Origin of the sequence: Burkholderia savannae (assembly GCF_001524445.2) — a bacterium.
GTDB classification, from domain to species: domain Bacteria; phylum Pseudomonadota; class Gammaproteobacteria; order Burkholderiales; family Burkholderiaceae; genus Burkholderia; species Burkholderia savannae.
The window spans coordinates 717,378-732,658 of the sequence record NZ_CP013418.1 but is presented as its reverse complement, the minus strand read 5'-3'; the positions used below and the strand labels follow the sequence as shown (position 1 = coordinate 732,658).

Here is a 15,281-nt window from a genome sequence, read left to right as displayed (position 1 = left end):
CGTTCGACGGTCATTCAGGAGAAGCCGACATGCTGACATCGCATTCCGATCATCTGCAAATCGACTGGGAAACCGGCGGAACGGGCCGCTATCATTGGGTGTGGCTGCGCCAGGCCTGCGAGTGCGCAGAGTGCTTCAACGGCCACTGCCGGCAGCGCCATTTCGATCCGGGCGCGATTGCGCCCGGCATCCGGCCGGAGCGCGTGTCGCTCGGCGCGCACGGGCTGCGGATCGTCTGGCAGGACGCGCACGTGAGCACGTACGCGCTCGACCGGCTCGCGCGCGACGACTACCGCGACGGAATTTCCGCGGCCGACGCGCAAGCCGGCCCGCCCTGGACGCCGTGGCCCGAGCGCGGCGCGCCGGCGTCGAGCCATTTCAGCCTCGCCGACGTGCTGGAAGGCGACGCCGCGCTGCGGCTCGCGCTGAATCGTCTGTTCGAGTCGGGCCTTGTCGTGCTGAAGGCGGACGGCGGCGCGACGCGGCCTTTCGACGAGGTTCGCGAGCGTCTCGCGGGCTTTCTCGATCCGTCGTACTTCGGCGAATTCTTCGATCTCGAAATCAAGTCGGACGACGCGACCGACAGCGTGTCGTTCAGCACGAAGGCCTTGCCGCTGCACACCGACATTCCGTACTGCTCGCCGCCGCCCGACTACCAGTTCCTGTTCGGCCTCGACGTCGATCCGCGCTGCGCGCGCGAGCAAATCGGCTGCACGCGGTTCGTCGACGGCTGGGCGGTGCTGTCCGAATTGCGCGACGCGTCGCCGGACATGTTCGATCGGCTCGCGCACACGAACGTCGTCTATCGCGCCGAATATCCGAACGCGCGCAAGCGCTACGAGCATCGGACGCCGATCGTCCGGCTGCGGCCGGACGGTTGCGTCGAGCGCCTGATCAACAACCCGACGAAGATGTTCTTCGACGGCATCGGCTTCGACGATCTGATGCCGTTCTTCCGCGCGTATCACGCGCTCAAGGCGCGCCTCGTCGCGACGAGGCGATCGTATCTGCACACATGGACGCAGGGCGACATGGTCGTCTGGGACAACCGGCGGATCTTTCACGGACGCGGCGACTTCGGCGCACCCGGGATCGTGCGCACGCTGCGCGGCGGATATTTCAAGGAAGGCGAGCTGCGGGCGCGCGAGGCGTTTATCGCCGCGGCCGCGGCCGCGCGGCGCGCGGAGGGCTGAGCGCGGCGGCGCGTCGTCGATGCGCGCGCGGCGCTGTTCGCATGGCCGTCGCGGCCGCCGAAGCGCCGAACCCCGCGCTCGCCTGCGCGCGCATGAGACGGCCGGCGCGCGCAGGCTCGCTCGGATGTCGCCGGCCGGCTCGCATCGCGCGAGCCTGAATGCATCAAGCGGGATACGTGAGGCAGGCCGCGCCCGCCGCCACCGCCGCGCACGCGACGAAGCGCCGTCCGCTCGGCTTCTCGCCCAACCACGCCCAGCCGATCAGCACCGAAAACACGATGCTCGTCTCGCGTAGCGCGGCGATCGGGCCGACCGGGCCGCGCGACAGCGCGTCGACGACCGCCGCGTAGCTGATCAGCGAGATCAGCCCGCCCGCCGCGGATTTCAGCGTTTCGGCGCGCGTGAAGCCGGCGTTCAAGCGGCCGCCGACGAGGAGGAACACGGCGGGCATCGCGACGCCATACGCGATGAAGATCCACGCCGCGTACGCGAGCGGATGGCCCGCGACGCGCGAGCCGACGCCGTCTACCGTCACGTAGCCGCCGATGAAGAGCGCGGTCGCGAGCGCCGCGGCGAACGAGCGCGAACGAATCCGCGAGCGGCCGAGCGCGAGGCTCGCGATGCCGCCCGACACGAGCGCGACGCCCGCGAGCGGCGCGCCGTCGAGACGCTGGCCCGCCCACGCGTAGCCGCCCAGCGTGACGAGGAGCGGCACCGCGCCGCGCACGACCGGATAGACCTGGCTGAGCGCCGCGCCTTCATACGCGTAGGCGAGAAACACGCTGTAGCCGACCTGCAACGCGGCGGACGCCGCCAGGTACGGCCAGCTCGCGCGCGCGGGCAGCGGCAGCAGCGCCGCGCAGACGAGCGCCGCGGCGGTCGTCGCGAAGCTCATCACGGTGATGCTCCGCAGACGATCCGCGCCGCTTCTGAGCAGCGCGTTCCAGGTCGCGTGCAGGATCGCCGCGAACAGCACGAGCGCGATGACGGACGGCGTCATCGGCGCGCGGCGAACGCAGCGGGGGACGCGCAAGACGCGCAAGATGCAGGAAGCCCCGCCGCGGCGCGGCGGCGGGCGGATTGCGGACAAATCATGGCGGACCTCATTCCTACGCCGGCATTACCCGGATCAGGTTTAGGGGTCGTTCCTTGCGCGGAACCTCTCAGCCGATCGCCCGGCTCCCCCTGATGGCCGGGCTATTATCGGCAAGAACCCGGTGGCCGACAAGCCGACGCGGGTTGATTCGTTCGCCGTCTGCGAGCGTGTCGGTCGACGCGGGAAAATGGGGCGACGGGACGGCGTGGCAATGGAGCAATGGAGCAACAGGGCCGACCGCGACGCACGACCGATGCCGCGCATGTCGCCAAGCGCGCGGCGAGCCGGCTGCGGCCGCGCGATGCCGGCATAATGAACGCCGACGCCCCCACTTCTTTCGCCCGCGGCCGCCATGACGCTTGCCATCGTCGTCCTGAACCTGATCGGCTTCTTCGTCGAGCTCGCCGATCCCGACCGCGTGCTCTCGCTGTTCGCGCTGTGGCCGCCGCGGAACGGTGCGGGCGCCGCCGTGCCCGCGTTCCATCTCTGGCAAATCGTCACGTACAGCATGCTTCACGCCGGGCTGTCGCACCTGCTCTTCAACATGCTCGGGCTCGTGATGTTCGGCCGCGACGTCGAGCGCTCGCTCGGCCGCGCGCGCTTCGGCACGCTTTATGTCGCGAGCGTCGTGTGCGGTGCGCTTACGCAGCTCGTCGTCGCGCGCTACACGGCGGCGGGCGCCGCGCCGACGATCGGCGCGTCGGCGGGCGTGTTCGGCGTGCTCGCCGGGTACGCGCTGCTGTATCCGTCGCGCCGCGTCGTGCTGCTGTTTCCGCCGATTCCGATGCCCGCGTGGGTGTTCGCGCTCGGCTACGCGGGCATCGAGCTGCTGCTCGGCGTCGCGGGCGCGGCGAGCGGCATCGCGCATTTCGCGCATCTGGGCGGGATGCTCGGCGCGCTCGTGCTGATGCTGTTCTGGACGCGGCCGAAAAGGGAGTGGCCGATCGAGTGAGCGCGGCCCGCACTCTGTCGCGCGACGGGCGGCACGGCCTGCCGCGCCGTCACTGCGGCACCGAATGATCGGCCTTGTTCGCCGGGCCGGCTTGCGTCGCCAGCTTCGGCGCGCCGGAATCGTCGCGGCCGCGCTTCGCCGCGCCCCCGCCCGCCGCCGAGTCGTCCAGCAGCGGCTCGTCGTTCACGAGCCGCACGAGCATTTCGTGATCGACGACTTCGTGCTTCAGCAGATACTGTGCGATCCGCTCGAGCGCGTCGCGCCGCTCCTTCAGCGTCCGCGACACGCGATCGTGCGCCTCGGCGAGGAGCCGCTGGATCTCGTCGTCGATCCGCGTCGCGGTGCTCTCGCTCCAGCGCTCGCCGCCCGGCTGCCAGACGACGGGCGGCAGCCCGCGGCTGTCGGCGTCGCCGAACGTCGCGAGGCCGATCCGCTCGCTCATCCCGTATCGGGCCACCATGTGCCGGGCCATTTCGGTCGCGCGCTCGAGATCGTTTTCCGCGCCCGTCGACACGTCGCCGAACACGATCTCCTCGGCGACGCGCCCGCCGAGCAGCACGTCGAGCCGATCGAGCAGCTCGCTCTTGCGCAGCACGTAGCGATCCTCGGTCGGCACCTGCTGCGTGTAGCCGAGCGCCGCGATTCCGCGCGGAATGATCGACACCTTCTTCACCGGATCGCTGTGCGCGCGGGTCTGCGCGATGAGCGCATGCCCGGCCTCGTGATGCGCGATCGTGACCTTCTCCTGCTCGCTCATCACGCGGCTCTTGCGCTCCATGCCCGTCATCGTCCGGTCGATCGCCTCGTCGAAATCCGACATCTCGATCGCCGGCTTGTCGAGCTCGGCCGCGTGCAGCGCCGCTTCGTTGACGATGTTCGCGAGATCCGCGCCGACGAAGCCCGGCGTGCGCGACGCGAGCTCGCCGAGATCGACGTCCGCCGCGAGCTTCACGTGCTTCACGTGCACCGACAGAATCTGCCGCCGCCCGGTCAGATCCGGCCGGTCGATCGCGATATGCCTATCGAAGCGGCCGGGGCGCAGCAGCGCGGGATCGAGAATCTCCGGACGATTGGTCGCCGCCATGATGATGACGCCCGAGTTCGCCTGGAAGCCGTCCATCTCGACGAGCAGCTGGTTGAGCGTCTGCTCGCGCTCGTCGTTGCCCGACGTGATGCCCGCGCCGCGCACCTTGCCGAGCGCGTCGAGCTCGTCGATGAAGATGATGCAAGGCGCTTTTTGCTGCGCCTGCTCGAACAGGTCGCGCACGCGCGCCGCGCCGACGCCGACGAACATCTCGACGAACGACGAGCCGCTCGTCGAGAAGAACGGCACGCCCGCCTCGCCCGCGACCGCCTTCGCGAGCAGCGTCTTGCCGGTGCCGGGCGCGCCGACGATCAGCACGCCCTTCGGAATCTTGCCGCCGAGCCGCTGATAGCGCGCGGGCGCGCGCAGGAACGCGACGATCTGCTGGAGCTCGGCCTTCGCCTCGTCGATGCCGGCGATGTCGTCGAAATCGATGCCGGTCTTCGCCTCCACGTAAACCCGCGGCTTGCTCTTGCCGACGCCCGACCAGTCCTGCAGCCCGCCGCGCGGGCGCCGCAACATCACGTTCCAGACGATCGCGAACACCGCGATCGGCACGATCCACGACGCGAGCGTGCCGATCCAGGTGTCGTCCTCCGCGCCACGGTAGCGGGTGCCCGTCGCGGCGAGCGTGTCGATCAGGCGCTCGTCGGTCACGCGCCTCGTCGTGAAGCGCCATGGCGCGCCCGCGCGCTTGATCGCGTCGGCGTCGGACGCGGGCAGCGCCGCCGCGGCCGTGCTGTTGCGCAGGACGCCCGTGATCCGCGTCGGGCTGACTTCGAGATCGTCGACCTGCGCGGCCGTCGCGAGCTTGCGGAAGTCGCTGTACGCGATTTGCGTCGCGGGCGCGCTCAGCGTCGCGAGCTGCAGCGCGAGCAGCACCATGAAAACGAGCACGACGACGAAGCCCAAGTATCCGGTTTCGCTCTTCATCGGGATGCCTCGGCGTGTGTTCGGCGGTACGAAGTGGTCGGCGGACGCGCACGCGCTAGGCGGCGTCGCGCATCCAGTGCGCGCGCAGCACGTCCTCTCCTTCACGATAGTCGATTTCGAGCTCGCCGCGATGCGCGCGCACGAGCGCCTCGCTCAGCCGGTGGACGAGGTGCGAGCCCGTCGTGCGCACGATCATCCGCGCGGGCCGCGTGTCGATCGACACGATGCGCTCGAACGGCCGGTCGTGGCGCTCGCCGCCCGCCCGATGGCGCAGCAGCGCGACGATGTCGTCGCAATGGCGCGCGAAATAGCCGCCTTCAAGCACGAGTTCGCCCGCGCCCGCGCGCTCGCGGATGCGCCGGCACGCGGGGCACACGATCTGCAGCAGCGTGCCCGCCGCCGCATGCCAAGTCCAGCGGCCACCGTCGTACAGCGCGCCGCATTCGGTGCAGCCCATGCCGCTCTTCAGGCGAGCCGGCGCGCCGTAGCCGTGCGCCGCGTGCGCGCGCGGCGCGTCCCGATCACGGCGCAGCCTCATCGCCGCATAGAGTTCGTTCGATCCGTAGATCATCGTCTTTCCTTGTCGATATGTCGTACGTTTCGCGTGCGGCGCCGGGCGCTCGTCGGCGGCATGCGCTTGCATCGCGGGAATGGCGGCGCGCGGCCGGGGCGCGACGTACATGAGAGAGCATCGGCGATCGCCCGCACGTGCGGTTGACGCCGATCAACGCTTGACGAAATCTTGCCGCCTCGCGCGCACCGATTGGTACAGATCCGTAGCCAATGGACGAAGGCCGATACGATCGGCCCCAGGCAGGCGAACGGCGCGCTCGGGCGGATCGCGGGGCGCCATATGTCGTGGGGGGCGGCATATCGCGCGTCGCCGCCGTTCGTGAACGGCCGCGCGTGTGCCGCGATTGCCGTGGCGCAGCATGGCCACGGCAATTCGCGCCGCTTGCCGGCGGCGCCCGCTGGACGATCGCGCGGATGTCGACGGAAGACGCCGAACGACGACACGGTGACGCGCCGCAATACGCGATCGCGCCTCGAGAGGCGTGTCTGATCCTTTCGGCAACGCCCGTCATCGGCGCGAGCGACGCTTGCGGGCCGCCGCTCGCAGTTGAGGCAATACTCGATTGCAATTCATCTTGACATCAATCAATGTAACGTTTTGGCGACGAACGCCGATGCCCGGCGCAAGCCAACGCGCGACGCGCAACTCGCATCGCGGCTCAAGCATCGCGTGCGGGCCGCCCGTGCGTCCAGAACACGATACGGAGACACCTCAAGATGACGCGCTACGACACGATCATCCGCAACGGCCTATGGTTCGACGGCACGGGCGCCGAGCCCCGCGCGCGCGACCTCGGCATCCGCGACGGCCGGGTCGCGACGGTGTCCGACGCACCGCTCGCGGCCGATGGCGCGGACGTGATCGACGCGGCCGGCAAATGGGTGCTGCCCGGCTTCGTCGACATCCATACGCATTACGACGCCGAGATCCTCGTGTCGCCGGGGCTGCCCGAATCGGTGCGGCACGGCGTGACGAGCGTTTTCCTCGGCTCGTGCTCGCTGTCGACGGTTCACGCGGACGCGCTCGACTGCACCGATCTCTTCAGCCGCGTCGAGGCGCTGCCGCGCGATCAGATGCTCGCCGTGCTGTCGCGCGCGAAGACCTGGGACACCGCGGCCGCGTACGTCCGCCATCTCGAATCGCTGCCGCTCGGCCCGAACGTCGCCGCGTTCCTCGGCCATTCGGACTTGCGCACGCACGTGCTCGGCCTCGGGCGCGCAGTGGACGACCGCGTGCGGCCGCACGAGGCCGAACTGCAAAGGATGGAGCGGCTGCTCGACGACGCGCTCGACGCGGGCTTCGTCGGGCTGTCGTCGATGACGACGCCGTGGGACAAGCTCGACGGCGAGCGCTACCGGTCGAAGTCGCTGCCGTCGACGTTCGCGACGTGGCGTGAATACCGGCGGCTGAACCGCGTGCTGCGCCGCCGCGGCCGCGTGCTGCAGAGCGCGCCGAACACGACGAATCCGCTGAACGGCCTGCTCTTCATGGCCGCGAGCTGCGGCTACTTCGTGCGCAAGCCGCTGCGCACGTCGCTCCTCGTCGCGGCGGACAGCAAGGCCGCGCCGCGCGGCACCGTCGACGTGCTGCTCAACGGCGTGCGGCTCGCGAATGCGCTCTTTCGCGGCGAGCTCGTCTGGCAGCATCTGCCGGTGCCGTTCCAGGTCTACGCGGACGGGATCGATTTCGTGATCTTCGAGGAATTCGGCGCGGGCCGCGCGGCGCTGCACCTGAACGACGCGCTCGAGCGCAACCGGCTGCTGCAGAACGAAGGCTACCGGCGCGAGTTCCGCAAGCAGGTCGGCAAGGGGCTCGACCTGAGGCTCTGGACGCGCGATCTGCACGACACGCGGATCGTCGGGTGCCCGGACGCGTCGGTCGTCGGCAAGTCGTTCGGCCAGGTCGCCGACGAGCGCGGCATCCACCCGGCAGACGCGTTCCTCGACCTCGTCGTCGCGCACGGGCAAAAGGTGCGCTGGTGCATGACGATCGCGAATCACCGCGCGGACGTGCTCGACCGGATCGCCGCGCATCCCGCGTTGCAGATCGGCTTCGCCGATTCGGGCGCGCACCTGCGCAACATGGCGTTCTACAACGCGCCGGTGCGCTTCCTGCGCCGCGTGCGCGAGGCCGAGCGCGCCGGGCGGCCGTTCATGTCGGTGCAGCGGGCGGTGCATCACCTGACGGGCGAGCTCGCCGGGTACTTCGGGATCGACGCCGGCACGCTGCGCGCCGGCGATCGGGCGGACGTCGCGATCGTCGATCCCGCGCATCTCGACGCGTCGGTCGACGCCTGTCACGAGGCGGACATGAGCGCGTTCGGCGGGCTGCGCCGGCTCGTGAACCGCAGCGGCGCGGCGGTCGCGGCGACGCTCGTCAACGGGCAGGTCGTGTATCGCGACGGCGCGTTCGCCGACGGCTTCGGCGAAACGCGGCGCGCCGGGCATTTCCTGCGGGCCGCGACGCGTTAGGCGTCAGGCCGCCCGGGCGCGAAGGACGGCGCGGGGCGGAATCGCGACGCGCCCGGTCATTCGTCGCGCGACGGCGCGCGCCCTTCCGCATCCGGCTCCCCGGCGGCGCATGGCCGTATCCGGTACGCGCAGCGGCGCGCGCCGACCGGAATATGCTCGATGCGCTCGATCGTCAGCGCATCGCCGAGCATCTCGCGGAAGATCTCGAGCTCGGAGCGACAGAAGCCCTGGCACGCGGTGGCGGCCGCGCAGATCGGGCAGTGATTCTCGATGAAGAGCCAGCCGTCCCCGTCGGGCGCGCGCGACCATTCGGCGAAGTAGCCTTCGCGGTCGCGCAGTTCCGCGAGACGCGCGATGCGCGTCTGCGGGTCCGTCACGCCCTCGAGCGTTTGCGTGTACGTGCGGCGCATCTCCGTCTCGCGCGCGGAGATCAGCAGATCGAGCGTCGGCTGGCCGAGCGTCGTGCGGATGATCCGGATCAGGTCGACCGTCATGTCCGCGTGCGCGTCCGGGAAATGGCCGTGGCCGAGCGGCGTGAGCCGCCAGATCCGCGCCGGCCGCCCGACGCCCTGCGCGACGTTCTCCGCCTCGACGAGCCCGTCCGCCTCGAGCTTCTTCAACTGCTGCCGCGCGGCCTCGGCCGTCGTGCCGAGATACGCGCCGAGCTCGGCCGCCTGCAACGGGCCGCGGCGCTTCAGCACGTTCAGCACGCGCTCGGAAACCGGGATTTCCTGCTTCGAAAAAGTATCGTCCATCGCTGCATTATCAAATGTTGGGCTTGCGCAATGCAACGATAACGCAAGCCGGCCACGCCAATCACCCAAATAAACCAAGGATATTCTTGACTTATTCCGTTGTCAGACAAATCATGTCCCCGATTCTTACAAAATGACTGAGAGATTTCCATGGGCCGTCGGCTATTGCTTGCATTGGCGCTATTGGCGTTCATTTTCGGCGGGCTGTTCCTGTGGCGGGAAAGCCGCGTGCAGGCCGCCGATCATCCCCCCGCTCCCCCGCCCGCGCTGACGGTTTCCGCCGTCGCCGTGCGCGCCGCGCCCGAGCGCGTGTCGATCGACGCGGTCGGCTCGCTCGACGCGGTCCGCCAGGTGACGCTCGCGCCCGAAGCGGCCGGTCGCGTCGTCGCGCTGCATTTCGAGGCCGGCACGACGGTGCGCAAGGGCCAACTGATCGTCCAGCTCTTCGACGAGCCCGAGCGCGCGAAGCTCGCGTCGATCCAGGCAAAGGCCGCGTTCGCGAAGCGCCAGCTCGATCGCTCGCAGGCGCTCGCGCAGACGGGCGCCGAGCCGCGCAATATCTATGACCAGCACCGCTTCGATTTCGACGCGTCCGCGGCCGACATCCGCGAGACGCAGGCGGTGATCACGCAAAAGGCGGTGCGCGCGCCGTTCGACGGCGTGCTCGGCCTGCGCCGCGTGAACCTCGGCCAATACCTGAACGCGGGCGACGCGATCGCGACGCTGACCGATCTCGACACGCTGTACGCGAACTTCACGGTGCCGCAGAAGAGCTTGAGCCAGCTGCGCCTCGGCCAGAACGTGTCGATCACGACGGACGCGTATCCGGATCGCACGCTCGTCGGCCGCGTGAGAGCGATCGAGCCGCAGGTCGGCGCCGACACGCGCAACGTCGCCGTGCAGGCGACGCTCGCGAACCCCGGTCACCTGCTGCGCCCGGGGATGTACATCCAGGCGCGGCTCGAGCTGCCGCCGCGCGAGCGCGCGCTGACGGTGCCCGACACCGCGGTGCAGACGTCGCAGCGCGGCGAATCGGTGCTCGTCGTCGGCAAGCCGGGCCGCGACGGCCTCGGCGTCGTGCGGCTGCAGCCCGTGCGCACCGGCCGGCGTGCCGAAGGCCGCATCGCGATCGCCGAGGGCCTGCGCCCGGGCGACGTGGTCGTCACGTCGGGCCAGGTGAGGCTCGCGGCGGGCGACAAGGTGAAGGTCGCGCTCGAGGACGGCGCATCGTCGGGAGCCGAGCAATGAACGCCGGCACGCCTCACGATTCGGGCGCAACCCGCGCGCGCTTCACGGACGTATTCGTCCGCCGCCCGGTGCTGTCGCTCGTGATGAGCCTGCTGATCCTGCTCGTCGGCCTGCGCGCGCTGATGTCGCTGCCGGTGCGCCAGTATCCCGCGCTCGAGAGCGCGACGATCAGCGTCGAGACCGACTACCCCGGCGCGTCGCAGGATCTGATGCAGGGCTTCGTGACGACGCCGATCGCGCAGTCGATCGCGACGGCCGACGGGATCGAGTACATCACGTCGACGACGACGCAGGGCAAGAGCGTCGTGAAGGCGCGGCTGCGCCTGAACGCGAACGCGGACCGTGCGATGACCGAGGTGATGGCGAAGGTCCAGCAGGTCAAGTACAAGCTGCCCGCGGATGCGTACGACTCGGTGATCACGAAGCTGACCGACGCGCCGACCGCCGTGATGTACCTCGGCTTCGCGAGCGACACGCTGTCGATCCCGCAGATCACCGATTACGTGGTGCGCGTCGCGCAGCCGCTCGTGACGACCGTGCCGGGCGTCGCGTCGGCCGAGATCCTCGGCGGCCAGAACCTCGCGATGCGGGTCTGGCTCGACGCGACGCGGCTCGCCGCGCACGGGCTGTCCGCCGGCGACGTCGCCGCGGCGATTCGCGCGAACAACGTGCAGGCGGCGCCCGGTCAAGTCAAGGGATCGCTCACGATCGCCGACATCTCGGCGAACACCGATCTGACCGACGTCGGCGCGTTCAACGGGATGGTCGTGAAGAACGATCCGAACGGCGGCGGGCTCGTGCGGCTGAAGGACGTCGCGACGGTCGAGATCGGCGGCGAGAACTACAACTCGAGCGCGCTGATGAACGGCCGGCGCGCGGTGTACATCGCGGTCAACGCGACGCCCGCCGGCAATCCGCTCGAAATCGTGCGCGGCGTCGGCGCGGTGCTGCCGGCGATGGAGCGCAACAAGCCGGCGAGCATCCAGATCGCGAACATGTTCGACGGCGCGCGCTTCGTCAACGCGTCGATCGCCGAGGTCCGCTCGACGCTCGCCGAGGCGATCGCGATCGTCGTCGTCGTGATCTTCCTGTTCCTCGGCTCGTTTCGCGCGGTGATCATTCCGGTGCTGACGATTCCGCTGTCGCTCGTCGGCTCGGCCGCGCTGATGCTCGCGGCGGGCTTCTCGCTGAACCTGCTGACACTGCTCGCGATGGTGCTCGCGATCGGGCTCGTCGTCGACGACGCGATCGTCGTCGTCGAGAACATTCACCGGCACATCGAGGAAGGCGAGCCGCCCGTGCGCGCGGCGCTGATCGGCGCGCGCGAGATCGCGTCGCCCGTGCTCGTGATGATGGCGACGCTGATCTCCGTCTATGCGCCGATCGGGCTGATGGGCGGCCTCACGGGCTCGCTCTTCAAGGAGTTCGCGTTCACGCTCGCGGGCGCGGTGCTCGTGTCGGGGATCGTCGCGCTCACGCTGTCGCCGATGCTCGGTTCGCTGCTCCTGACAAGCAAGATGTCCGAAGGCCGGGTCGCGAAGGCGATCGAGCACACGCTCGAGCGCGTCACGCGCGTCTATCAGCGCGGCCTGCACGCGAGCCTCGCCGCGCGGCCGGCGATTCTCCTGATCGGCGTCGGCGTGCTGGCGGGCATCGTGCTGCTCTTCTCCGGCGTGAAGCGCGAGCTCGCGCCGCAGGAGGACCAAGGCTCGATCATGGTCGCGGTAAAGGCGCCGCAGTATGCGAACCTCGATTACATGGAGCGCTACGCGCCCGACATCGAGCGCGTGTTCCGCACGCTGCCCGAAGCCGACACGAGCTTCATCCTCAACAGCTACGGCGGCAGCAACCTCGGCTTCGCCGGCGTGAACCTCGTCGACTGGGAGAAGCGCACGCGCAGCGCGTCGACACTGCAGGCGCTGATCCAGGCGCGCGGCGACCAGATCCGCGGCGACCGCGTGTTCGCGTTCCAGCTCCCGGCGCTGCCCGCGTCGAGCGGCGGGCTGCCGATCCAGATGGTGCTGCGCGCGCCGTCGAGCTTCGCGGATCTCTACGCGCAAATGGAGCGGATCAAGGCGGCGGCGCAAAAGAGCGGCCTTTTCGCGGTCGTCGACAGCGATCTGACGTTCGACAGCCGCGCGGTGGGCGTGACGATCGACCGCAATCAGGCGAACACGCTCGGCGTGACGATGAAGGACATCGCCGACACGCTCGCCGTGCTCGTCGGCGAGAACTACGTGAACCGCTTCAACTTCAAGGGCCGCTCGTACGACGTGATTCCACAGGTGTCGCGCGGCGAGCGGCTGTCGTCGGAGATGCTGAGCCGCTATTACGTGAAGACGGGCTCCGGCCAAATGATTCCGCTGTCGACGGTGATCCACGTGACGAACGGCAGCCAGGCGAACGCGCTCAGCCAGTTCAACCAGATGAATTCGGCGACGTTTTCCGCCGTGCCAGCGGCGGGCGTGACGATGGGCGAAGCGGTCGCGTTCCTCGAGGCGCAGAAACTGCCGTCCGGCTTCTCGATCGACTGGCTCGGCGAATCGCGACAGTACGTGCAGGAAGGCAACCGGCTCGCCGTCACGTTCGGCTTCGCGCTGATCGTGATCTTCCTCGTGCTCGCCGCGCAGTTCGAGAGCCTGCGCGATCCGCTCGTGATCCTGGTGTCGGTGCCGCTGTCGATTTGCGGCGCGCTCGCTCCGCTCTACCTCGGCTTCGCGACGCTCAACATCTACACGCAGATCGGGCTCGTCACGCTGATCGGCCTGATTTCAAAGCACGGGATTCTGATGGTCAGCTTCGCGAACGATCTGCAGCGCCACGAAGGGCTCGACCGGCGCGCCGCGATCGAGCGCGCAGCAGCCGTGCGGCTGCGGCCGATCCTGATGACGACCGCGGCGATGGTCGCGGGCCTCGTGCCGCTCGTGTTCGCGGCTGGCGCCGGCGCGGCGAGCCGCTTCGCGATCGGCATCACGGTGTCGACGGGCATGCTGGTCGGCACGCTCTTCACGCTGTTCGTGCTCCCCACCGTCTACACGTTCGTCGCGAAAGACCACGGCGCGGCGATGCGCAGCGAGCGCGCGCAACTCCTCGCGGCAATCCGATGACCATGAACGACACGATGCATCGCTTTCCCAACGATACGGCGCCGAACGCGCGCCGCCACCGCCGCGCGCCGGGCGCGGCCGCCTCGATCACGCGCTCGGCGGCCTGCTCGATCGCCGTCGCGGCCGCCCTGCTCGCGACGGGCTGCACGCTCGCGCCGCGCTACGAGCGTCCGGCCGCGCCCGTGTCGGGCGCGTTCCCGACCGACGGCGTCTACGCCGCGCAGCCGGGCGCCGCGTCCGGCGCGCGCAGCGCGAACGGCCAGTCGGCCGTCGACATCGGCTGGCGCGAGTTCTTCGTCGATCCGCGCCTGCAGCGGCTCGTCGAGATCGCGCTGAGGAACAACCGCGATCTGCGCGTATCGGTGCTGAACGTCGAGGCCTCGCGCGCGCAGTATCAGATCACGCGCGCCGGCCTGTTCCCGACGCTCGACGGCACCGGCACGGGCTCGATCCAGCGCTATCCCGCCGGCGTGTCGACGACGCGCCAGCCGCTCATCTCGCGCGCCTACAACGTCGGCGTGTCCGCGTCGTGGGAGCTCGACCTGTTCGGCCGCGTGCAGAGCCTGAAGGACCAGGCGCTCGCGCAATACTTCGCGACCGCGCAGGCGCGCAAGGCCGCGGAGATCTCGCTCGTCGCGAGCGTCGCCGATCAGTACCTCTCGCTCCTGTCGACCGACGACCTGCTGCAGGTCACGGAGAACACGCTGAAGACGGCGCGCGCGTCGTACGACCTCACGAAGCTGCAGTTCGACAACGGCACCGGCTCGGAGCTCGATCTGCGGCAGGCGCAGACGGTCGTCGAGACGGCGCTCGCGAACCAGCAGGCGCAGGCGCGCGCGCGTGCGCAGGCGGTCAACGCGCTCGTGCTGCTGATCGGCGAGCCGCTGCCCGACGATCTGCCGGCCGGCCTGCCGCTCAACGCGCAGAACCTGCTGACCGACGTGCCGGCCGGGCTGCCGTCCGATCTGCTGACGCGGCGCCCCGACATCATGCAGGCCGAGGAGGCGCTGCGCGCGGCGAACGCGAACATCGGCGCGGCGCGCGCGGCGTTCTTCCCGAAGATCTCGCTGACGGCGGCGTTCGGCACCGCGAGCCCGACGCTCGGCGGCCTGTTCAAGGCCGGCACGGCGGCGTGGTCGTTCGCGCCGAGCATCGCGTTGCCGATCTTCGAGGGCGGGCAGAACATCGCGAACCTCGATCTCGCGCACGTGCAGAAGCGCATCGAGATCGCGAACTACGAGAAGGCGATCCAGAGCGCGTTCCGCGAGGTGTCGGACGGGCTCGCCGCGCGCGGCACGTACGATCAGCAGATCGCGGCGCTCGAGCGCAACGAGCACGCGCAGCAGCGCCGCTACGATCTGTCGGACCTGCGCTACAAGAACGGCGTCGACAGCTATCTGTCGGTGTTGACCGCGCAGACCGATCTGTACACGGCGCAGCAGCAGTTGATCAGCGCGCGGCTCGCGCGCTGGACGAACCTCGTCGATCTGTACCGCGCGCTGGGCGGCGGCTGGATCGAGCGCGCGGGCGACACGCCGCGCCCAGCGGATGCGCCCGTCGACTACGGACGTGCGGCCGTGCCCGCGGCGGCGATGGCGGTAGCGATTTTGTCCACCAAAAATTAGTTGAGCACGCAACCAATTAAGAGACGGCGATACGAATCGAACAATGACCGGCGATACCGTAATCGGTACGGATGCACAATCGGCGAAGCTTTTGCACAATCGGACGCAGCAGCCAATCAAGAGCTCGCCTAGAACCCGAGAGACAGCAACAAAACGGAAATCGATTCACCCAGCAGACATAACAACAAAGCAACAAGACTTCCGTGTTCTTCGCGATGCGTATCTCAATGTTGAATAACCTTG

General features: G+C 69.4%; 10 protein-coding genes, 1 pseudogene and 1 riboswitch. Of the genes and pseudogenes, 7 read left to right on the top strand and 4 right to left on the bottom strand.

From position 1 onward, the window contains the following. Nucleotides 1-29: 29 nt before the first annotated feature. Nucleotides 30-1,193, top strand: a complete 1,164-nt coding sequence (locus WS78_RS24230) for a TauD/TfdA family dioxygenase (RefSeq protein WP_059582849.1) — start codon at nt 30-32, stop codon at nt 1,191-1,193. A 163-nt stretch (nt 1,194-1,356) separates the two neighbouring features. Here the strand turns inward: WS78_RS24230 and WS78_RS24225 are convergent, their stop codons facing one another. Continuing rightward, nucleotides 1,357-2,193, bottom strand: coding sequence for a DMT family transporter (locus tag WS78_RS24225; RefSeq protein WP_059582856.1), 837 nt, complete (start codon nt 2,191-2,193; stop codon nt 1,357-1,359). Nucleotides 2,194-2,282: 89 nt separating this feature from the next. Continuing rightward, nucleotides 2,283-2,389: riboswitch (TPP riboswitch) on the bottom strand. 252 nt (nt 2,390-2,641) lie between these two features. On the opposite strand from WS78_RS24225, the gene WS78_RS24220 reads away from it, so the two are divergent. Next, on the top strand, nt 2,642-3,241 hold the full coding sequence (locus WS78_RS24220) for a rhomboid family intramembrane serine protease (protein ID WP_059582859.1): 600 nt from the start codon (nt 2,642-2,644) through the stop codon (nt 3,239-3,241). A 49-nt stretch (nt 3,242-3,290) separates the two neighbouring features. On the opposite strand, the gene ftsH is transcribed toward WS78_RS24220, so the two are convergent. Together ftsH and WS78_RS24210 are read right to left on the bottom strand one after the other, a co-directional pair. Further along, nucleotides 3,291-5,258, bottom strand: a complete 1,968-nt coding sequence (ftsH, locus tag WS78_RS24215; protein ID WP_038744916.1) for an ATP-dependent zinc metalloprotease FtsH — start codon at nt 5,256-5,258, stop codon at nt 3,291-3,293. Nucleotides 5,259-5,313: 55 nt separating this feature from the next. Beyond that, on the bottom strand, nt 5,314-5,829 hold the full coding sequence (locus WS78_RS24210) for a BCAM0308 family protein (RefSeq protein WP_059582882.1): 516 nt from the start codon (nt 5,827-5,829) through the stop codon (nt 5,314-5,316). A 719-nt stretch (nt 5,830-6,548) separates the two neighbouring features. Here WS78_RS24210 and WS78_RS24200 point away from each other — a divergent pair. Beyond that, complete coding sequence (locus WS78_RS24200) at nt 6,549-8,303, top strand: N-acyl-D-amino-acid deacylase family protein (protein WP_059582864.1); 1,755 nt, start codon at nt 6,549-6,551, stop codon at nt 8,301-8,303. A 56-nt stretch (nt 8,304-8,359) separates the two neighbouring features. Here the strand turns inward: WS78_RS24200 and WS78_RS24195 are convergent, their stop codons facing one another. Next, nucleotides 8,360-9,058, bottom strand: a complete 699-nt coding sequence (locus WS78_RS24195) for a helix-turn-helix transcriptional regulator (protein WP_038744919.1) — start codon at nt 9,056-9,058, stop codon at nt 8,360-8,362. A 150-nt stretch (nt 9,059-9,208) separates the two neighbouring features. On the opposite strand from WS78_RS24195, the gene WS78_RS24190 reads away from it, so the two are divergent. The 4 genes and pseudogenes from WS78_RS24190 to WS78_RS37775 all read left to right on the top strand — a co-directional run. Beyond that, nucleotides 9,209-10,306 (top strand): efflux RND transporter periplasmic adaptor subunit, encoded by a 1,098-nt coding sequence (locus WS78_RS24190; protein WP_059582865.1) that lies wholly within the window; start codon nt 9,209-9,211, stop codon nt 10,304-10,306. After that, the gene (locus tag WS78_RS24185; RefSeq protein ID WP_038744921.1) at nt 10,303-13,413 is read left to right on the top strand and encodes an efflux RND transporter permease subunit; all 3,111 of its coding nucleotides are present in this window, start codon (nt 10,303-10,305) and stop codon (nt 13,411-13,413) included. The genes WS78_RS24190 and WS78_RS24185 overlap by 4 nt, the downstream gene beginning before the upstream one ends. Further along, a complete protein-coding gene (locus WS78_RS24180; protein WP_226377301.1) occupies nt 13,410-15,038 on the top strand; it encodes an efflux transporter outer membrane subunit in 1,629 nt (542 codons plus the stop codon). The genes WS78_RS24185 and WS78_RS24180 overlap by 4 nt, the downstream gene beginning before the upstream one ends. 31 nt (nt 15,039-15,069) lie before the next feature. After that, nucleotides 15,070-15,272, top strand: a pseudogene (locus tag WS78_RS37775) (hypothetical protein); the annotation flags it as partial. Nucleotides 15,273-15,281: the final 9 nt, after the last annotated feature.